General features: G+C 30.5%; 22 protein-coding genes. 18 read left to right on the top strand and 4 right to left on the bottom strand.

Annotated elements, in window-relative coordinates:
- Positions 1 to 77 precede the first annotated feature (77 nt).
- The 4 genes from pta to ACFOWD_RS07670 all read left to right on the top strand — a co-directional run bounded on the left by pta (position 78) and on the right by ACFOWD_RS07670 (position 4,744).
- Positions 78 to 2,168, top strand: a complete 2,091-nt coding sequence (gene pta / locus ACFOWD_RS07685) for a phosphate acetyltransferase (protein ID WP_377409464.1) — start codon at positions 78 to 80, stop codon at positions 2,166 to 2,168.
- Between the two features lies 1 nt (position 2,169).
- On the top strand, positions 2,170 to 3,369 hold the full coding sequence (locus ACFOWD_RS07680) for an acetate/propionate family kinase (protein WP_377409462.1): 1,200 nt from the start codon (positions 2,170 to 2,172) through the stop codon (positions 3,367 to 3,369).
- Between the two features lie 73 nt (positions 3,370 to 3,442).
- Positions 3,443 to 4,156: a YebC/PmpR family DNA-binding transcriptional regulator gene (locus ACFOWD_RS07675; protein WP_298995272.1), complete on the top strand. Its 714-nt coding sequence runs from the start codon at positions 3,443 to 3,445 to the stop codon at positions 4,154 to 4,156.
- Positions 4,157 to 4,204: 48 nt separating this feature from the next.
- Complete coding sequence (locus tag ACFOWD_RS07670; protein ID WP_377409460.1) at positions 4,205 to 4,744, top strand: hypothetical protein; 540 nt, start codon at positions 4,205 to 4,207, stop codon at positions 4,742 to 4,744.
- 7 nt (positions 4,745 to 4,751) lie between these two features.
- Here the strand turns inward: ACFOWD_RS07670 and ACFOWD_RS07665 are convergent, their stop codons facing one another.
- Complete coding sequence (locus ACFOWD_RS07665) at positions 4,752 to 5,552, bottom strand: TIGR00266 family protein (RefSeq protein ID WP_377409458.1); 801 nt, start codon at positions 5,550 to 5,552, stop codon at positions 4,752 to 4,754.
- A gap of 318 nt (positions 5,553 to 5,870) precedes the next feature.
- Positions 5,871 to 6,323 (bottom strand): DUF4442 domain-containing protein, encoded by a 453-nt coding sequence (locus tag ACFOWD_RS07660; protein ID WP_377409456.1) that lies wholly within the window; start codon positions 6,321 to 6,323, stop codon positions 5,871 to 5,873.
- A 155-nt stretch (positions 6,324 to 6,478) separates the two neighbouring features.
- Between ACFOWD_RS07660 and ACFOWD_RS07655 the strand changes: the two genes are divergently transcribed.
- The 4 genes from ACFOWD_RS07655 to ACFOWD_RS07640 all read left to right on the top strand — a co-directional run bounded on the left by ACFOWD_RS07655 (position 6,479) and on the right by ACFOWD_RS07640 (position 9,815).
- The gene (locus ACFOWD_RS07655; RefSeq protein ID WP_377409454.1) at positions 6,479 to 6,919 is read left to right on the top strand and encodes a DUF4870 domain-containing protein; all 441 of its coding nucleotides are present in this window, start codon (positions 6,479 to 6,481) and stop codon (positions 6,917 to 6,919) included.
- A 10-nt stretch (positions 6,920 to 6,929) separates the two neighbouring features.
- Positions 6,930 to 7,274 (top strand): PadR family transcriptional regulator, encoded by a 345-nt coding sequence (locus tag ACFOWD_RS07650; protein ID WP_298995252.1) that lies wholly within the window; start codon positions 6,930 to 6,932, stop codon positions 7,272 to 7,274.
- Positions 7,267 to 8,994 carry a PspC domain-containing protein gene (locus ACFOWD_RS07645; RefSeq protein ID WP_377409452.1) on the top strand — a complete coding sequence of 576 codons (1,728 nt, stop codon included), beginning with the start codon at positions 7,267 to 7,269 and terminating at the stop codon, positions 8,992 to 8,994. The genes ACFOWD_RS07650 and ACFOWD_RS07645 overlap by 8 nt, the downstream gene beginning before the upstream one ends.
- Before the next feature lie 95 nt (positions 8,995 to 9,089).
- Entirely contained in the window at positions 9,090 to 9,815 is a 726-nt protein-coding gene (locus tag ACFOWD_RS07640) for a head GIN domain-containing protein (protein WP_377409450.1), read from the top strand.
- A gap of 257 nt (positions 9,816 to 10,072) precedes the next feature.
- On the opposite strand, the gene ACFOWD_RS07635 is transcribed toward ACFOWD_RS07640, so the two are convergent.
- Positions 10,073 to 10,483, bottom strand: coding sequence for a DUF2721 domain-containing protein (locus ACFOWD_RS07635; protein WP_298995243.1), 411 nt, complete (start codon positions 10,481 to 10,483; stop codon positions 10,073 to 10,075).
- Positions 10,484 to 10,534: 51 nt separating this feature from the next.
- Here ACFOWD_RS07635 and ACFOWD_RS07630 point away from each other — a divergent pair, with 51 nt between their 5' ends.
- The 4 genes from ACFOWD_RS07630 to ACFOWD_RS07615 all read left to right on the top strand — a co-directional run bounded on the left by ACFOWD_RS07630 (position 10,535) and on the right by ACFOWD_RS07615 (position 14,731).
- Positions 10,535 to 11,209: a M15 family metallopeptidase gene (locus ACFOWD_RS07630; RefSeq protein ID WP_377409448.1), complete on the top strand. Its 675-nt coding sequence runs from the start codon at positions 10,535 to 10,537 to the stop codon at positions 11,207 to 11,209.
- A gap of 81 nt (positions 11,210 to 11,290) precedes the next feature.
- Positions 11,291 to 11,962 carry a hypothetical protein gene (locus ACFOWD_RS07625; RefSeq protein ID WP_377409446.1) on the top strand — a complete coding sequence of 224 codons (672 nt, stop codon included), beginning with the start codon at positions 11,291 to 11,293 and terminating at the stop codon, positions 11,960 to 11,962.
- Positions 11,963 to 12,091: 129 nt separating this feature from the next.
- Positions 12,092 to 13,081 (top strand): pyruvate dehydrogenase (acetyl-transferring) E1 component subunit alpha, encoded by a 990-nt coding sequence (gene pdhA / locus ACFOWD_RS07620; protein ID WP_298995233.1) that lies wholly within the window; start codon positions 12,092 to 12,094, stop codon positions 13,079 to 13,081.
- Positions 13,082 to 13,084: 3 nt separating this feature from the next.
- The gene (locus ACFOWD_RS07615; protein ID WP_377409444.1) at positions 13,085 to 14,731 is read left to right on the top strand and encodes a pyruvate dehydrogenase complex dihydrolipoamide acetyltransferase; all 1,647 of its coding nucleotides are present in this window, start codon (positions 13,085 to 13,087) and stop codon (positions 14,729 to 14,731) included.
- A 66-nt stretch (positions 14,732 to 14,797) separates the two neighbouring features.
- Here ACFOWD_RS07615 and ACFOWD_RS07610 read toward each other — a convergent pair whose 3' ends face one another.
- Positions 14,798 to 15,193: an HU family DNA-binding protein gene (locus ACFOWD_RS07610; RefSeq protein WP_377409443.1), complete on the bottom strand. Its 396-nt coding sequence runs from the start codon at positions 15,191 to 15,193 to the stop codon at positions 14,798 to 14,800.
- Between the two features lie 295 nt (positions 15,194 to 15,488).
- On the opposite strand from ACFOWD_RS07610, the gene xerA reads away from it, so the two are divergent.
- The 6 genes from xerA to ACFOWD_RS07580 all read left to right on the top strand — a co-directional run bounded on the left by xerA (position 15,489) and on the right by ACFOWD_RS07580 (position 20,020).
- Positions 15,489 to 16,673 (top strand): site-specific tyrosine recombinase/integron integrase, encoded by a 1,185-nt coding sequence (gene xerA, locus ACFOWD_RS07605; protein WP_377409441.1) that lies wholly within the window; start codon positions 15,489 to 15,491, stop codon positions 16,671 to 16,673.
- A gap of 60 nt (positions 16,674 to 16,733) precedes the next feature.
- Positions 16,734 to 17,849 (top strand): three-Cys-motif partner protein TcmP, encoded by a 1,116-nt coding sequence (gene tcmP, locus ACFOWD_RS07600; protein WP_377409439.1) that lies wholly within the window; start codon positions 16,734 to 16,736, stop codon positions 17,847 to 17,849.
- Positions 17,849 to 18,574 (top strand): DUF5131 family protein, encoded by a 726-nt coding sequence (locus ACFOWD_RS07595; protein ID WP_377409437.1) that lies wholly within the window; start codon positions 17,849 to 17,851, stop codon positions 18,572 to 18,574. Before tcmP ends, ACFOWD_RS07595 begins: the two co-directional genes overlap by 1 nt.
- A gap of 162 nt (positions 18,575 to 18,736) precedes the next feature.
- Positions 18,737 to 19,144 (top strand): hypothetical protein, encoded by a 408-nt coding sequence (locus tag ACFOWD_RS07590; protein ID WP_377409435.1) that lies wholly within the window; start codon positions 18,737 to 18,739, stop codon positions 19,142 to 19,144.
- A gap of 11 nt (positions 19,145 to 19,155) precedes the next feature.
- Positions 19,156 to 19,395 (top strand): hypothetical protein, encoded by a 240-nt coding sequence (locus ACFOWD_RS07585; protein WP_377409433.1) that lies wholly within the window; start codon positions 19,156 to 19,158, stop codon positions 19,393 to 19,395.
- 172 nt (positions 19,396 to 19,567) lie between these two features.
- The gene (locus tag ACFOWD_RS07580) at positions 19,568 to 20,020 is read left to right on the top strand and encodes a hypothetical protein (protein WP_377409431.1); all 453 of its coding nucleotides are present in this window, start codon (positions 19,568 to 19,570) and stop codon (positions 20,018 to 20,020) included.
- Positions 20,021 to 20,451 lie beyond the last annotated feature (431 nt).

Raw genomic sequence — 20,451 nt, 5'->3', positions numbered from 1 at the left:
TTTTAATAATGATTAAATGACCAAAATCACTTTTGGTCATTTTTTTATCGCTTATTTTTGCATAAAATTCAACACAAATGAGTAAGTCAATTTACATTACAACCATAGAATCCGATAGTGGAAAATCTTTAATATCTCTAGGTATTTTAAGAATGATGCTTACAAAATCTTCTAAGGTTGGCTATTTTAGACCCATCATCAACAAAAAAAACAATCAAGTAGACAATCATATAAATACAGCCATTTCATTTTTTGATTTAGACTTAAAACATAATGATTGTTATGTTTACGAACAACATGAAATAGCTGATTTACTAAGTGAAGGAAAAGAGGATAACGTCATACACAACATCATAAAAAAATATAAAGAGTTAGAAGAAAAATACGATTATGTTTTAGTAGAAGGAACAGATTTTTCTGGTGAAGGAGGGTTTACAGAAGTAGATGTGAACTTAATGGTTGCTAAAAATTTAGGTATACCTGTGTTAATTGTTGGTGCTGGTAATGGTAAAAAGAAAAAAGATTTTATCAATACCATGCAAATTACGTATAACTCATTTATTAGCAAAGAAGTAGATGTTATTGGGCTTATTGCCAATAAAATTGAAAATGACGAAATAGATTATGTTAGAGAAGAATTGATTAAATCTATTCCAACATCAATACAGATAGATGTAATTCCTAAAATAAACTTATTAGCTTATCCAACAGTAAAAGAAGTTGTAGATACTTTAGGTGGTAAGGTTTTATTTGGAGAACAATTTTTAAACAATTCAATAGGTAGTTATAGTACTGGTGCAATGCAGTTAAGAAATTACTTAACTCGAATTAAAGAAAATGCATTGGTAATAACTCCAGGAGATAGAGCAGATATTATCTTAGGCGCATTACAAGCTAACGCTTCTAGCAATTATCCAAAAATTTCAGGAATCATTTTAACAGGTAATTTAATTCCTGAAGATTCTATATTAAAATTAATAGAAGGTGTACAATCTACCATACCAATTATTTCAGTTGATGGGGGCACATTTGGAGTTTCTAACAGAATTGGAGCAGTTAAACCAAAAATTTACGCAAATAACAATCAAAAAATAGTTTTAGCCTTAGATACTTTTGACAAGTATGTAAACCAAGAAGGCTTAACTAACATATTTACCAATTTTAATTCTGATAAAATAACCCCAAGTATGTTTCAATACAACTTATTGCAAAAAGCAAGGCTTCATAGAAAACATATTGTATTACCAGAAGGAAATGACGAAAGAATTATTAAAGCAGCAGCTCGTTTACAATTGTTAGATATTGTAGACTTAACACTTTTAGGTCATAAAAAAGACATTCAAACAAAAGCAAATCAACTAGGTGTTCAGATTGATTTTAATAAAATTAAGGTTTTAAATCCAGAAGATTCTCAATATAATTCATCCTTTGGAAAAAGCTTATTTGAAGCTAGAAAACACAAAGGAATGACAGAAACCACAGCTTATGATTTAACCAGAGATGTGTCTTACTATGGAACGTTAATGATTTACAATGGTTTAGCAGATGGTATGGTTTCTGGTGCTGTTCATACTACTATGCACACTATTAAACCAGCCTTACAAATTATAAAAACAAAACCTGGGGTATCTGTTGTATCATCTGTGTTTTTTATGTGTTTATCAGATCGCGTTTCTGTTATGGGAGATTGTGCAGTAAACCCAAACCCAAATGCAGAACAATTAGCCGAAATTGCTTTATCTTCTGCTGCTTCTGCTGCTGCTTTTGGTGTAGACCCAAAAGTGGCCATGTTATCTTATTCTTCTGGAACTTCTGGAAAAGGAGAAGAGGTAGAAAAAGTAAGAAGAGCTACAGAAATTGTAAAAACAAAAAATCCTGATTTAAAGATAGAAGGACCTATACAATATGATGCAGCAGTAGATATGTCAGTTGCTAAAACTAAAATGCCAGATTCTGAAGTTGCAGGTCAAGCATCTGTATTAATTTTTCCTGATTTAAATACAGGTAACAATACATATAAAGCCATACAAAGAGAAACTGGAGCCTTAGCTATTGGACCTATGTTACAAGGTTTAAACAAACCTGTTAACGATTTAAGTAGAGGGTGTACTGTAGATGATATTTTTAATACTGTATTAATCACAGCAATTCAAGCAAATCAAAATTAATATGAAAATTTTAGTATTAAATGCAGGTTCTTCATCATTAAAATATCAGGTGATAGAAATGCCTTCTCAACAAGTAAAATGTGTAGGATTAATAGAGAGAATTGGTTTTACTGATGCTATTTTTACTCATGAAAAAAATGGTGATAAATCTACTGAAGTCTTACCCATAGTAACACATAAAGATGGATTAAAAAAAATAAGTAAGACTTTACTTGACCATAAATTAGGCGTTTTACAAACAGTTGATGAGATAAAGGCAGTAGGACATAGAGTGGTTCATGGAGGAAGTAAATTTGCAAAACCAACCATTGTTACTCAAGAAGTTAAAGACAGTATTCGTAATTTATTTGATTTAGCTCCTTTGCATAATCCTGCAAACTTAACAGGTATAGAAATAGCAGAAACTATATTTACATCAGCAAAACAAATTGCCATTTTTGATACTGCATTTCATCAAACTATACCAAAAGTAGCTTATCAATATGCAATAAAAAATGAGTATTTAGAAGAACAGCATATCAGAGCTTATGGTTTTCATGGCACAAGTCATAAATATGTTTCTGAAAAAGCAATTGAGTTTTTAGGGAAAGAAAAGGCAAAAAAAATAATTACCATTCATTTAGGAAATGGTTGCAGCATGTCTGCCATTAAAGAAGGAAAAAGCATTGAAAACTCTCTTGGATTTGGGCCTATGAATGGTTTGGTTATGGGAACTAGATCTGGAGATATAGACCAATCTGTTATTTTCTTTTTCATGAAAAAATTAAATAAAACTGCAGAAGAAGTTGCCAATTTATTAAATAAAGAATCTGGCATGTTAGGCTTAACTGGTTATTCTGATTTAAGAGAAATTTCTGAAAAAGCAGCACATGGAGACATAAACTGCAAACATGCATTAGCATTATCTGCCTATAGAATTAAAAAATACATTGGTGCATATACCAGTATTTTAAATGGTTTAGATGCTATTGTTTTTACAGCAGGAATTGGAGAGAATTCAGCATTAATGAGAAAACTTGCTTGTACAGATTTAGATTTTTTAGGTATAGATTTAGATGATGAGAAAAACGAAATACGTGCTTCAGAAATAAGAGAAATACAATCTAAAAACGCTAAGGTAAAAGTTTTGGTTATCCCAACAAACGAAGAAATTGAGATTGCCAAACAATCGTATCAATTGCTAAATGAATTAAATTTATAAATCAGAAATTTTAAAATTGTAAAACTTATTACTAATTTTTACATTTGTGAGCATTTAAAATAAATCAACAGAAATGGGTAGAGCATTTGAGTTTAGGAAAGCAAGAAAAATGAAACGTTGGTCAGCAATGGCAAAAACCTTTACTAGAATTGGTAAAGATATTGTAATGGCTGTAAAAGAAGGTGGTCCAAATCCTGATACAAACTCACGTTTAAGAGCAGTTATACAGAATGCGAAGGCTGCAAACATGCCAAAAGACAATGTAGAGAGAGCGATTAAAAAAGCATCAGATAAAGATACTGCTAACTACAAAGAAACCTTGTTTGAAGGTTATGCACCACATGGTATAGCTATTATTGTAGAAACAGCTACAGACAACAATAACAGAACAGTGGCTAATGTAAGAGCTGCATTTAATAAATGTGATGGTAATTTAGGTACATCTGGTTCTGTAGTTTTTATGTTTGATCATACCTGTAATTTTACTTTAAAGAAAGATGATATCGAAGATTTAGAAATGCTAGAACTAGAGTTAATAGATTTTGAAGTAGAAGAAGTGTTTGATGATGAAGAAGGTGTTATTATTTATGCTCCTTTTGAACAATTTGGCGCTTTACAAAGCTATTTTGAAGAACATAATATCGAGATTTTATCTTCAGGTTTCGAAAGAATACCAACAACTACCACTAAATTAACAGAAGAACAACAAGAAGATGTAAATAAGCTTCTAGAACGTTTAGAAGAAGATGATGATGTACAAAATGTTTATCATTCTATGGAGGAATAAAAAATTATTCATCTTTTTTAGTTTTTAATAACGATACGTATTTCAATTATGAAAATAAAATTTTTAATTCTATTAATTTTCACCTCTTTTTCTTCAATTTTATATTCACAAGCTACAGGTAAGATTTATGCTACTATAAAACAGGTAAAAAAAGAAAGTAAAGACCTAAGAAAATATATAGAAAAAACAGCTTCTTCTGAGACTTATAAAAACAGAAATTTATATGCTAGTAAAGTTGAGTCAAAAACAAAAAAATTTATTATTGTTTTAAAAAAAGCTCAGAAAACAGCTATAACCTACCAAAGAAACTTAAAAGAAAATAACAAACCATATTACGAAAAATTAAGACAACCTCTAGCTGATTTGCAATATTTACTGTATAGAAGTTTTGACATTTTAGATCAACTGACCATCTTTACGAATAGATTTAAGAACACAAAAAATTATAATACTAGAAAAAAATACTATAAAAATATTAGAGAAAATTATAATGGGTTTGCTTCAAATCTTGCAAAAGCTGAAAAAAAGCTTGTTGATATAATTAAAGCTAGAAGTTTGTTAATTTATGAAAATGAAAAAAATCATTAACTAAATTTTAAAAACGGTTATCACCATCTAACATATCTCCTAAACCTCCCAATACTGAGCCTTCTCCTCTACTACCATTACCAGTTTTTGGAGCCATAGCTAACACTCTTCCTGCTAGCCTACTAAATGGTAAAGATTGTACATAAACGGTTCCAGGTCCTTTTAAGGTAGCAAAGAATAAACCTTCTCCTCCAAAAATGGTATTTCTTATACCACCTACAAATTCTATATCGTAATCTACATCTTGCGTAAAACCAACTATGCAACCTGTATCTACTTTTAAAACTTCGCCAGGTTGTAATACTTTTTTTGCCATGGTTCCTCCTGCATGAATAAATCCTAAACCATCACCTTCCATTTTCTGCATAATAAACCCTTCACCTCCAAATAAACCTCTTCCTAATTTTTTAGAAAATTCAATTCCAATAGAAACCCCTTTTGCTGCACAAAGAAAGGCATCTTTTTGGCAAATAAACTTACCACCAAACTCAGTTAAGTCTATAGGTATTATTTTACCTGGGTAAGGAGATGCAAACGAAATTTGTTTTTTTCCTAAACCATCGTTTGTAAAAACAGTCATAAATAAACTTTCTCCTGTAAGAATTCTTTTACCTGCAGAAAATATTTTACCCAAAATACCTTTTTCTTGATTTGAACCATCTCCAAAAATAGTATTCATTTTAATTTGGTCGTCCATCATCATAAAAGTACCAGCTTCTGCCACTACTCCTTCTTGCGGATCTAATTCAATTTCTACAAATTGCATTTCTTCTCCAAAAATCTTGTAATCTATTTCGTGTGCATTCATATTTTTTATTTTACCTAATTAGTTAAACTAAATTTGAAAATGTTACAAAATAAAAATAAAAAAAGTCGTGATAAAAAAATCACGACTCAAGTCAAATTGTATTACGTAATAATCATCCCCCAACTTTTATTACATAAATTTTTCAATTTATCTTTCAAATATAAGAATGTTTTTTTTAATTGTAAAATTACAACAACCTCAATTCTATTATAAAGCAAAAAAAAACTTATACGAATACCATTAAGTAACTCAAATATGGAGTTTAGTTTTTTAAAAGGTAGCTAGTTTAATAAAAAAAAGAAAGAGTGATATTTACACTTACTTTACTTTTAAACTCCATTGAAATTTAAAACTAGACACTTTAATATTGTCTGCGTTTATACCTTCTGAAAGTAGTGTAATGACTTGCCCTTCTCCTGTTTCTATAGAACGTTGTATAGCTTCTCTAATTTGACTACCCCCTTTGCATGTAAATAAAATCTTACCAGTAGCTTTTTTAAAAAAATCTCCTTCTTGGTGAGTAACTAACATAGATACATTGCGTTTCGATTTTTCTATTTCTTGCATTACTAAAACACCTGTACTCATTTCTGCAGCCATACCTTGTGCAGCCCAAAACATACTCTTAAAAGGATTTTGATTTATCCATTTATGCTTAATAAAAACTTCGCAAGAAGTCTCATTTAGTTTTTTTACACGCATACCAGACAACCAAGCTAATGGTAATTTAAAAAACATGAAAGCATTAATTTTCTTAGGTGTAATCTTCATTAGTCCTTTATTTTATTGGCAATTTAAGACTTTTTAAACAAACTTTTACAAGAAGATATATGTTAATAAAATGTTAAATAAAGGTACTATGTATTGCATAATACCTTCTTAAAGATATATATTTGCATAAGAAAGTATTATATCAACCAAAAATTATGAAACAAAATAGAGAAAACACTAACGCTTTTTTAATTCATATTTCTGCATTTGCAGGCTTTATGTTTCCTTTTGGTAACATCATTACGCCTTTAATTGCATGGCAAACCTTAAAAGACAGAAGTTTGTTTTTAGATGAACAAGGTAAAGAAGCTGTAAATTTTAATATTAGTTATACACTGTATGTATTTTTAATATCTATCATATTTGTGCCTTTTGCTTTGGGTTCTATATTTAGCAGACACAATAATATTTTAAATAGTAGAAATTTTAATTTAAGTTTCGATTTAGATTTTCCGAATCTTTTTGGCTTTATAGGTTTGGGTTCTGTTGCAGGTATTATTTATGTTATTGGTATTGCACTAGTAATAATTGCAAGCTTAAAAGCTAAAGAAGGAGAAAATTACAAATACCCACTTACAATAAAATTTATAAAATAAATGACAATATATGAAGATTGAAAACACAAAAGCACAAATGCGAAAAGGTGTTTTAGAATTCTGCATTTTATCTATCTTAAAACATGGAGATGCATACACTTCTGAAATATTATCGACATTAAAAGGTGCTGAAATGATTGTGGTAGAAGGCACCATTTACCCATTACTAACTCGTTTAAAAAACGCAGGTTTATTAACCTATAGATGGGAAGAATCGACTTCTGGACCACCAAGAAAATATTACGTTTTAACAGAAAACGGAGGTATGTTTTTAAAAGAATTAAGTAAAACATGGAGCAATTTAGTAAATGCAGTAGACCAAGTAACTAGTAAAAAATCAACTACAAATGAATAAGACTATAAACATAAATTTAGGCGGATTTTTCTTCCATATAGACGAAACTGCTTATCAAAAACTAAAAAGATATTTAGAATCTATTTCTAGATCTTTGAGTGATGATCCTCAAGGAAAAAATGAGATTATTGCTGATATAGAAGCTAGAATTAGCGAACTTTTATCTGAAAAAATCACAGATGCCAGACAAGTGGTTAACGAAGGTGATATAGAAGATATTATTAGAATTATGGGACAGCCAGAAGACTATGCAGAAGCAGAAGAATCTTATGACCAATCTTCATATTCGTATCAAAGAAACAGCTCTTCAGGAAAAAAATTATTTAGAGATGGAGATGATAAATTTCTTGGTGGTGTAGCATCAGGTATTGCACACTATTTAGATATAGATACCATTTGGATTCGTTTAGGGCTATTAGCATTGTTTATTTTTGGAGGCTTTGGAGTGTTACTTTACATTATTCTTTGGATTCTTTTACCAGAAGCTAAAACTACTGCAGAAAAATTACAAATGCAGGGAGAGCCTGTTAATATAGATAATATAGAACGTAAAATTAGAGAAGAGTTTTCTAACGTTTCTGAAAACGTAAGAGATGTTGCTAATAAAGCATCAGAAAAAATTAAAGAAGGTGCTAATGAGTTTTCTGAAAAAATGACACAAACTTTTTCGGGAAAGACAAAAAAAAATAACGGGGCAAGTGACTTTTTTGACACTATTGGAAAAATAATCTTAGCGATATTTAAGATCATTGGTAAGTTTATCGGAATCATTATCATATTTGTTTCTGCTGCTGTTATTTTATCTCTAATTATTGGAGGGTTTTCTGTAGGTAGTTTAGAATGGTTAAATGTAGATGGCGAGTTTTTACAGTATCCACCATTCTTTTATGAGTCGGTTTTACCAAAATGGTTATTAACGCTATTTGTATTTTTATTAGTTGGTATTCCTTTCTTAGTCTTATTTATACTAGGGTTAAGAATATTATCTAGCAATGTTCAAAAAATAAACAAACCTACATCTTTAACATTATTAGGTATTTGGTTAGTTTCTTTGTTAGGGTTGATTTTTACAGGATTAGAGTTTGGCACATCGCATACTGTGTATGGCCAATCTTCTCAAAAAAATAACATAAATGTTGTTGCTAATGATACTTTACAACTTAAAATGATAAATGATGACAATTTATATTATCGTCATAATTTAAGAAGAACTACTTCTAAAGAAGAAGTTGAAGTTGAAGGTAAAAAAATGACTTATGGAAGCTACATTAAAGTAGATGTTAGAAAAAGTAATGCGAATGAAAACTACTTTATTATTCAAAAAGAGTCTAGAGGTAAAAACAAATCGAATGCAAATAAAAATGCCGAAAACATTAAATACAATTTTAAAATAGAAGATAACACTATTGTTTTAGATGCCTATTATTTATCTGAATTTAAAAACATCTGGAAAGATGAAGAAGTAAATATCATTTTTTATGTAACAGAGGGTGTCTATGTTTATTTTGATAACAGTATTCGTAATTTCTTATACAATGTAGATAATTCAGAAGACATTTATGATAAAGACATGGCTAACCATCATTTTATTATGACAGATGATACTTTAGAATGTACTGATTGTAAAGAAGATAAGATTGAAGAAAAAAAAGAAGTGAGTGAGGTTATTATAAAAGAGTCAACTACAATTTTAGAAGATAAAACAGAAATTGATATTTAGTAACAACTCAGTATAAAAAATCGACAATTCAGTAACCAAACTTTTAAAATTGGCGTCTTATTAAAGACATTTGAACTATAAAAAATAAAATCCGAATGAAATCAACAACTAAAAAACTTCTTGCTTTACTTTTTGTTTCAGTTTTAATAAGCTCTTGTAACGTTAATATGTTTAACAGAGTAAATGGAAACAGAAATGTTGTTACTGCAGATAGAAGTACGTCTCAAAAATTCACAAAAATTAAGGTGAGCACTGGTTTAGACTTGTATTTATCTCAAGGAACTAAAAACAAAGTAACCTTAGAAGCAGATGAAAATTTACACGACATTATTATTACAGAAGTTAATGATGGTGTATTAAAAATTTATTCAGAAAAGAATATTTGGCAAGCAAAAGCTAGAAAAGTGTATGTAACCGTAAAAAACTTAGAAGGCTTAACTGCCACAAGCGGATCTGATGTGTATACAGAAGATGTATTAAAAGTAGAAACTATAAAAGTAAGTGCTACTAGTGGTGCAGATATTAGAATTGCTTTAGATGCAGATACTGTAGAAACAAGTGCTACTAGTGGTTCTGATATTAGAATTTCTGGAACTGCTAATAACCATACATCTAGAGCTAACAGTGGTGCTTCTATAGAGGCTTATAAGCTAATTAGTAAAAATGCAACTGTAAATGTTTCTAGTGGTGCAGACATCAATATTTATGCATCAGAAAGTATTAATGCTAAAGCTTCTAGTGGTGGAGATATTGATTTTAAAGGCAACCCAAGAGAAATCAATAAAAAATCTTCTTCTGGGGGCAGTGTTTCTGCGAAATAAGAATTCAAAACAACAATCAATCAACCAAAAAAAATCAATCAACCAAAAAATTAACCAACCATGAATTCATTTATTCAAGCTTTTAGAGACTCTATACTTATTACAACTGTAGTAGCTGTAGCCATGTCTTTATTTAATTTATTAAAATTTTTATTAGAATAGCTAACTCTAATAATAGTACTAATACTTGGTTTTATTAGTTTACTTGGTAACTCGTCGTTTTGCAAAAAACGACGATTACTTTTTTATAAAACCTTCTACTTCTTAGCTTTTAAGTGTTCTTCTATATCTTCTATATGATGTTGTAAAGCCTGGGTAGAAATTTGTATTTCTCGAATAAGTAAGCCTAAAGAAATTAACAGTAAAACCAAAGCTATTCCAAAAATCCAAATAGCTATCACTTTGTATTCTACATATATTAAGAACATGGTTAACACACACAATAACAAACTAGTAATACCAAATATTTGCATCCATTTGGTTAAATACAATCTTGCTTTTAAATTTATAATCTGTCTTAAAAGCGAATCGTCTTTTTCTTTTAAATACTTATCGTGTAAATTTCTAATTACAGCTGCATAGGCTAAAAAACGATTGGTATACGCTAGCATTATTAAAGAAATTGCCGAAAACAATAAAGCAGGCGTTGTAAGTGTTAATTCTTCCATAAAACAAAATTACTAATAATAGAACTATTATTCTTTTCTTATTTTTGAGTTATGAAATATTTAGTTGTCATTTCTTTTTTTCTTTTTACCATAACTTATCAAGGGCAAAATAACACTATGCCTAAAGATTTTGTGTATTTAGATGATATAGATAACACCATACAAGTTGAGTTGCGCTACTTTGGTACTAACAATTTTATTGGGCAAAAAATAGACGGCTATAAAAACAACTGTTTAATTATTACTAAAAAAACTGCCTTAGCTTTAAAAGAGGTGCAAAAAATACTATCTATTAAAGGTTTAAGTTTAAAAATTTATGATGGTTACAGACCTCAACAAGCCGTAGATCATTTTGTAAGATGGGCAAAAGAGGTGAATGATACACTTATGAAAAAACAATACTACCCAAAAGTTCCTAAAAGCGAACTATTTAAAAGAGGTTACATTGCCTCTAAATCTGGTCATACCAGAGGTAGTACAGTAGATTTAACCATTGTAGATTTAACTACTAACAAAGAGTTAGATATGGGAAGCCCTTATGATTTTTTTGGTGAAGCCTCACATCCTTTTTATAAAGACATTACCAAAAAACAGAAAGATAATAGAATGTACCTAAGAGAAATTATGCTTTTAAATGGGTTTGTACCTTATGATAATGAGTGGTGGCATTTTACATTAAATAATGAACCTTACCCAAAAACTTATTTTAACTTTTCTGTAGAATAAGTTTTTTAACAAAATCTAAAGTACTTCATTTAAAATCGGCATTATATTTGCACTACATTCTTTTAGAATTAATTACGTAACATGACAATTAAAAAAACCACCTTTTCTTTACTAATACTATTACTAAGTAGTATAACCCTATCTGCTCAATTAGATTCTAATAAAGGAGGTAAAGAAAAAGGCAAAAAGAAAACCATACTTCTTAATAATGCCAAAGAAGCTAAAAAGCCAAACTCAATTGAGTTAAGTGGTGCTAGTGGTTTTGAAAAAGCATATGAAAAAGAAAAAGAAAAACTAAAAAAGAAACAACAAGAAGATAGTGCAAATAACAAAGGCATACTTTCATTAGCCAAAATTAACGAACAGCGCTTTTTAAAATCTTTTAAAAAAATAAATGGGCAATACATCATTCCTAAGATAGACCAAGATTTAGGAAGTGTTAGAACCAATTCTGCAAGTGTTAATATTATTTGTAGAGATTTTCAATATCCAGATGGAGATAGAGTAACCATTTATGTAAATGATATACCAGTTGTGTATAATATTACATTAACTACTAGCTATCAAAAATTTAATATTCCTTTAGATGTAGGTCTTAATAAAATCTCTTTTGTAGCATTAAATCAAGGAAGTTCTGGGCCTAATACAGCTGCTTTTAAGGTGTATAATGATGCTGGAATGTTGCTTTCTTCTAATGAGTGGAATTTAGCCACTGGCGCAAAAGCCACATTACTAGTAGCCAAAGACAAATAAAAACCTGGCGAAAACGATTGCGCTAAATTTTAAAATAACGCGTTTTTTTATTGTCTATAAAACCGTTATTTTTGTATTCTCAGTTATTTTCAATTTGATTATAAACTAAACAAACAACGATTATTTATAATGAAAAAAATTACCAAAGAAACCTATTTAGATTGGTACAAAGACATGCTATTTTGGCGCAAGTTCGAAGATAAGTTAGCCTCTGTTTACATTCAGCAAAAAGTTAGAGGATTTTTACACTTGTACAATGGTCAAGAAGCTATTTTGGCAGGTGCATTACATGCCATGGATTTATCTAAAGATAAAATGATTACTGCATATAGAAATCACGTACAGCCAATTGGTATGGGCGAAGATCCTAAAAAAGTAATGGCAGAATTATATGGTAAAGCTACTGGTACCTCTAAAGGTATGGGTGGTTCTATGCACATTTTCTCTAAAGAATTTGGTTTCTATGGTGGTCATGGTATTGTAGGTGGTCAAATTCCTTTAGGAGCTGGTATTGCTTTTGCAGACAAATATAAAGGGAGTGATGGTGTTACGTTAACGTGTTTTGGTGATGGTGCTGCAAGACAAGGTTCTTTACACGAAGCTTTTAACTTAGCCATGTTATGGAAATTACCAGTGATTTTTATTTGTGAAAATAACGGTTATGCTATGGGTACTTCTGTAGAGCGTACTGCAAACCATACAGATATTTGGAAATTAGGTTTAGGGTACGAAATGCCTTGTGGACCTGTAGATGCCATGAATCCTGTTAAGGTTGCAGAAGCTGTAGACGAAGCTTTAGCAAGAGCAAGACGTGGAGATGGCCCAACGTTCTTAGAAATGAAAACCTATAGATATAGAGGACACTCAATGTCTGATGCACAACACTATAGAACTAAAGACGAAGTTGAAGAGTACAAAAAAATAGACCCAATTACCCAAGTAAAAGATATTATCTTAGAAAAAGGGTATGGCACTGAAGAAGACATTAAAGCAATGGATAAAGAGGTGAAGAAAATGGTGAAAGAATGTGAGCAATTTGCAGAAGACTCTCCATTCCCAGATCCTCAACAATTATATGATGTTGTTTACGAACAAGAAGATTATCCTTTTATAAGTTAAGATATGGCTACAGTTGTAAATATGCCGCGTTTAAGTGACACCATGGAAGAAGGTGTTGTGGCAAAATGGTTAGTAAAAGTTGGAGATAAAATTGAAGAAGGTGATATTTTAGCAGAAATTGAAACTGATAAAGCAACCATGGAATTCGAATCTTTTCATGAAGGTACGTTGTTGCATATAGGTGTTCAAGAAGGTGAAACTTCTCCTGTAGATCAACTACTAGCTATTATTGGTGAAGAAGGCGAAGATATTTCTGGCTTATTAAGTGGCGCTTCTGAAACTAAAGAAGAAGAAACTAAAGAAACACCAAAAGAAGAAACTACTGCTAACGATAGTAATACAGACCCTTCAGAAACTGTTGCTATACCAGATGGTGTGCAAGTAATTACTATGCCACGTTTAAGTGATACTATGACAGATGGTACTGTGGCTTCTTGGTTAAAAAGTACAGGAGATGCTGTTGAAGAAGGAGATATTTTAGCAGAAATTGAAACTGATAAAGCTACTATGGAGTTTGAGTCTTTTTACGAAGGTACTCTTTTACATATTGGTGTTAATGAAGGTGAAACTGCACCTGTAGATAGTTTATTAGCTATTATTGGTCCAGAAGGTACAGACGTTAGTGCAATTGTGGCTAATGGTGGTGCTACTGCAAATACTTCTGAAAAGGCAGATAGTAAAAAAGAAGATAAGAAAGCAACTAAAGCTGAGCAAAAAGAAGAAACTACTGCTAAACCAGCACAAAATACACAAAACACTTCTGGAGGTCGCATTTTTGCATCTCCTTTAGCTAAAAAGATTGCAGAAGATAAAGGTTATAATTTAGCTGATATTTCTGGTTCTGGAGAAAATGGTAGAATTATAAAGAAAGATGTAGAAAACTTTACACCTTCTACTACTGCTACTGCTCCAAAAGCAGCAGCTAGTGCTACACCTGCTCCTGCTATGAGTTTTGTTGCTGCTGGCGAAGAAAAATCTGAAGAAGTTAAAAACTCTCAAATGCGTAAAGCCATTGCAAAATCTTTAGGGAATTCTAAATTTTCTGCACCAGACTTTAGTTTAACTATTGAAGTAGATATGGATAACGCAATTGCCTCTAGAAAAACCATAAATAGCATACCAGATACAAAAGTATCTTTTAATGATATGGTGGTTAAGGCTTGTGCTATGGCGTTACAAAAACACCCACAAGTAAACACGTCTTGGAACGATAATGCTACACTTTACCACAAACACATACATGTTGGTGTGGCTGTAGCTGTAGACGAAGGTTTATTAGTACCTGTAATTAAGCACACAAATAGTTTAAGCTTAACACAAATTAGATCTGCTGTGCGTGATTTAGCTGGTAAAGCAAGAAACAAAAAAATTACTCCTGCAGAAATGCAAGGCAGTACATTTACAGTATCTAACTTAGGTATGTTTGGTATAGATAACTTTACATCTATTATTAACCAACCTAACTCAGCCATTTTATCGGTTGGTGCTATTGTAGAAAAACCAGTAGTTAAAAACGGACAAATTGTTGTAGGTAATACGATGAAGTTAACCTTAACGTGCGATCATAGAACTGTAGATGGTGCTGTAGGTGCGCAATTTTTACAAACTTTAAAAACGTATATAGAAAACCCTGTTACTATGTTAGCATAGGTTTTAAAACATACTATTAAAAAGGCGCTATAAAATAGCGCCTTTTTTTATTTTTTTATGTTTAGGTTAAACCCTTCTACCCTCTTTATAAGTATCTAAACCTGCTTTTAGACGTTGCTTTAATTTCTTAGAAGGTTGATAGTTTATATGGTATTTTTTAATGTTACGTTTAGGGGTTAATGTAGTAGGGTCGTTACTAGCAGTACCACTAAAACCCATTTTAAAACGACCAATATCACCTAATTCTACTATTTTACCATCTGTAAGAAAAAATTCTAGTTTTAAGCCCAAAGCAATTAAAACTGCTTTTACATCAACTTCATGTAAACTACACTCATTACTAATTAGTCTACTAATATTATCTAAATCTATGGTACCCGTATTTACAGCTTGCAAAATATATTGTTCTGTATTGTTTTTTATGGAGTTATTTCTTTTAGTAATTCTATAACGTAATGACATATTTAGGTATTTTTTTGTATATTGTAAGTAGCTTATTTAGCCTTCAATATATACAAATATATATTTTTACTACTATTTATTTATTTTTATTCTAGTATTTTTAAATATATATTCTAGTATTTTTTATCTAATTTACTACATTAAATTTTTACTTTCTCTTTACGAATACTAAAAAAGTAAAGCAACTTTACCATAAAATCTAAGTAACTTTTAAACAACACTTACTTAGCTATAAAATACTTTTTAATAGAATTCTATTTTACAATACAATTATTTTTTGTAAGTTTATTTAGCTTTGAAAAAGATTAGTACATACCCTCCTATTACAGTACTCTCTAAGAAACATAGAGGTATACAACGTCTTTGTTTATATTTTGAATATCATGATTCTTTAATAACCATTGTAAAAAAATTACCCAATGCAAGGTGGAGTAAACAGCTATATTGTTGGCATTTACCCTTTACAAAAGAAAACTACCTCTTGGTTAAAGAAGAGTTAGTTAAGATTACCGATGTTAAATTTGATCAGTTTACCCCTACTACCACTTTAAAAATTAAATTAACAGAAAAAGAAAGAAGCCTATTAAATGGATTTTACACTTACTTAAAAGGAAAACGTTACAGTGCTAGCACTTTAAAAACTTATACCTATTTAGTAGCAGATTTTATACTCTATCATCAAAAAGAAACGATAGAAAATGTTAGAGAAATTGAGCAATATATTGAAGCTGATTTTATAAAAAAGAATCCATCTATTAGCACACATAGGCAATTGATAAGTGCTTTAAAACATTTTTTAATATATACTAAAGCTAATTTTGAATTAGACTTTAAAAGTATTGCACCAAGAAAAGATAAAAAATTACCAAGTGTATTATCTAAAGAAGAAGTGATTCGTTTAATACAGGTTACAAAAAATTTAAAGCACCGCGTTTGTATTGCTTTATTGTATTCATCTGGCTTACGTATAGGAGAACTTTTAAAATTAGAACTTAAAGATTTAGATTTTGAAAGGCAAATGGTAAGGGTAAGTATGGGAAAAGGAAGAAAAGACAGGTATGTACCCATAGCAAAGAGTATAGTACCTATGTTGCATAATTATTTAACCACCTATACACCTCAGCAGTATTTAATAGAAAACGATAGCAAACATATACCTTATGCTGCCACATCTGTTCGAAGTTTTTTAAAAAGAAGTGTAGCAAGAGCTGGGGTACAAAAGGTGATTACACCACATACATTACGACATAGTTATGCCACACATTTATTAGAGAGTGGTACAGATATAAGATACATACAAGCCTTATTGGGGCATAGTAAACCAGAAACAACTATGGTATATACTCATGTACAGAGTGATGCTATAAAAAAGATAAATAACCCATTAGATTTAATTGTAGCTCAATATAAAAATTCACAAAAAAGTGCTACATTTATTTCTGATAACAACGATAAAAATACGTCGATATCCGGAAAATAAACCCTAAAAACGACGTAAATTATAAAGATATAACCAGTTACCTGCAAGCTGAACAAACCAATGAGCAAAAGAAAATCACAGATAAATTTGTTAAACCATTCAGAAGCGAAAGTTAAACTGTTTGGAGATTATATTCAAAAATATCTCAATATCATATGCAACGATAGATATACTAAACACATTCATATAATTGATTTATTTAGTGGACCAGGAATTTATGAAAATGGTGGAGAAGGAAGTCCTGTAATAGCTTTAAAGAAAATCAAACAAACATATTACCAATTCATAAATAAACATCCAGAAAAATCGCCAAAAATTCATTGTCATTTCAATGATATTGACCAAAACAGAATTAAAACACTTGAAAATAACATAAAAGATAAAAAATTACATTATCCCAATTTTGGAAACCTTAACTTAATTAATAAAGACTATACCGAAATTGTTAATGAATTACCAAATAAATTTCGTGCATTTAAAGACACAAAAGCATTTGTTTTTATTGACCCTTTTGGTTATAAAGATGTAAAGGCACAACATATTTTAAACCTACTTGACTGCAATAATAATTCAGAAGTACTTTTATGGTTACCAATTCAGTTTATGTATCGTTTTTCTAAAAATGGAACACCTAATGTTTTAGAAAATTTCAATTCACAATTAGGCATCAACGATGAAAAGTTAAAAAACGAATGGGAATATATAAATGCCTTGAAAGAAGGCTTTGAAAACTTTATTGGTAAAGAATATTTTGTTGATAGTTTTACGTTAAAAAAAGAAGAGAATACTGTTTTCTGCCTATTTTTCTTTAGTTCTCACATTCGAGGTTATGAAAAAATGTTGGAAACTAAATGGGATATTGATAACGAACAAGGTCGAGGTTGGAAATATGACAGCCATCAATCTACATTATTTTCAGATTTAGAAACTAACAGACTTGAAGAGTTTTTATTAGAATTTTTGAAAGTTAATAGAACTAACGGAGAAATTTATGAATTCACATTACGAAAAGGATTTTTACCAAAACATTCCACACAAATACTGAAAAAAATTCAATCTGATAACAGATTAGAATTGAAAAAAGAAGATGGTTCGAAAATAAGAAAAGGTGCTTTTTATATCAACTATAAAGAATATAAAGAGTATTTTAATAAAATAACTTTAAAACTAAAATAATGGCACAATCAAGTATAGAATGGACAGAAATGACTTGGAACCCAACAACTGGTTGTACCAAAGTTTCTCAAGGTTGTAAATTTTGTTATGCAGAAGTAATGTCCAAAAGACTACAATCAATGGGTGTAGAAAAATACAAGGATAATTTTAAAGTCAGAACACACGAGGACGCTTTAAAAACACCTTATAGTTGGAAAAAATCAAAAGTTGTTTTCGTTAATTCAATGAGTGATTTATTTCACGAACAAATTCCTCTTGAATTTATACAAAAAGTTTTCAAGGTTATGAATGAAAACCCACAACACGTTTTTCAAGTTTTAACAAAAAGAGCTGAAAGATTATTAGAATTACACAATGAATTAAAATGGACTCACAATATTTGGATGGGAGTTTCTGTAGAGGAAGAAATAGTAAAAAGTAGAATTGACTTTTTAAGAAAAACAAATGCCAGAGTAAAATTTCTTTCCCTTGAACCTTTGATTGGAGCTTTACCGAATTTGAATTTAGATAATATCGATTGGGTAATTGTTGGTGGAGAAAGTGGTCATAATCCGAGACCAATGGATGCTGACTGGGTTCTTGACATTCAAGAACAATGTGAAAAAGCAGATGTTGCTTTCTTTTTTAAACAATGGGGCGGAAAAAATAAAAAGAAAAACGGTAGAACTCTAAACGGCAGAACTTATGATGAAATGCCTGTAATTGAATTACAACACAGCGTCTGAAAAAAAAAGCCTGCAGGTAACACCGTGTATAATTAATGGCTGGTTCTCGCCTACTTACGAAAATCCTCGCGGATTTTCTATTCGGTTTTTTATTTGCTAAATTAGGTGCTTAAACACGCCACTAATCATACACAAACACGTTGTAAAACATTTGAACTAACAATGACCGAAAGCATTTTAAAAGAATATTTTGAGAATAAAATAAGTTCTGAATTTCTTTCGGCTGATTTGAATGGTAGCATAAAAAAGCTGACTTACGACACTTCTCAAATAAGTGTTGTAAAAATGGAATCTGACTCTGAATTTGAAATTGAGAAAAGTCATCTAATGAAAATCCTGAATGATACGCTGAACGGAAATCTGACTTTTGACAATTTAAAAACTATTGCATCTGGATTGATGTTTTCGGAATATTTTACTTGGGATTCTGACTATGAAATTGGAAATCGAATTGCGACAATTATTCAGGAATTAGACAATTCTGAAATCTTTTTCCCAATCTCAACTGAAAACCTAAAATTGTGGAAAGAATATTTAGAAAGCGGAATTCATAAACTGAAAAGAAAATAAAAACGATTTGAATGATTGACGAGATTGTTGGATATACAATTTTCCATTTGATTTTAAATACAATTGGTGGTTCTATCAGATGGATTTATGGTTCAATATGGCGAACAATATTTAACAAGCCTAAATTTTCATTTAAAGAATATTTATATGGACCAAAAAAATCAAAAAGTCATTGGGACAAACATCATATGATGAACAACGGACTTGTAGGTTTGATTTTTATAATTGTGATAATAGTAATATTAGTATAAAAAACGTTTTACAACAACGTGTATAATTAATTGCTTTGGCAAGTGCCTATTTGGAAAATTCCTTCGGAATTTTCTCGCGTTCGTTTTTGTTTACTAAATTAGTTGCTGAAACACGCAACTAACCATACACAAACACGTTGGCAGCAAGTTGACAAAACCCTAACTTTAAAGAATGAGAGTAACTACTTTTCCTGATTGGACTTTTGATTATGAAGAAACCCGAATGGGTTGGTATAATCTAAATGCAACTCGAATTACTGGAAATATAATCGGAATAGATGGAACTGATGAATATAGTGGACTTGAAAGAATTATATCTGACATCGTAGACTTTGAACTGACTCAAAACCGAACTTACTCATATTGGAATAACGTGTTTGCGGAAATTTTTAAATCGAACGGAATCATTTTTAATAATACCTTGAAACTTGAAAAGCCGAATGACCATTTCAAAAGTTGGGTGATAAAATTATATGATGTTGAATTATACTTTAAAAGCTCTGAACCAGAAATTAGGCTGATTCGAAATGAGAAACGATTGTACTCAAAAAAATGGACTGAATTTAGCGGAACTGAATTTTATAAATTACTAAACGAAATAAAACCAGCTGCCAACAATGTATAACCGCAATTACGGCGGATTCGACTACGTCCGAATCCACTCGGAATTGCTAACGTCAGTTCCTAACCGAAAACATTATCTTTAATCCCGTAACTGACGGTTATACGAGACCGTTGGGTTTAATGCTGGAGCAAGTTTCCGGTTTGAAAAAAAGCTTGGTTTGTTTTTCGATTTTTTTTTAGAATTTTAAGGTAGATAAATCAGAAAAACTGTGTGCTGAATTTCAAAAATTTTCGGAATTATCACTCAAACGTGGAATGAAATATAACAACGGAATTACTAACTCAAACTCTGAATTGAATTACGCTTGACTTTTTAGCCTGTTTGCGCAATCGGAACTGGAAGAACAACGCTGGAATTGCTCACTCAAACCTGAATTAAAAAATGGTCGGAATTTGAGCAAGTTTGCGGAATGAATTAAAAGCGGAAATTAA

The sequence above is a fragment of the Polaribacter marinivivus genome, assembly GCF_042651285.1.
Classification (GTDB): domain Bacteria; phylum Bacteroidota; class Bacteroidia; order Flavobacteriales; family Flavobacteriaceae; genus Polaribacter; species Polaribacter marinivivus.
Note: the sequence above shows the minus strand (reverse complement) of the source record. Positions and strands in the feature narration are given on the sequence as shown.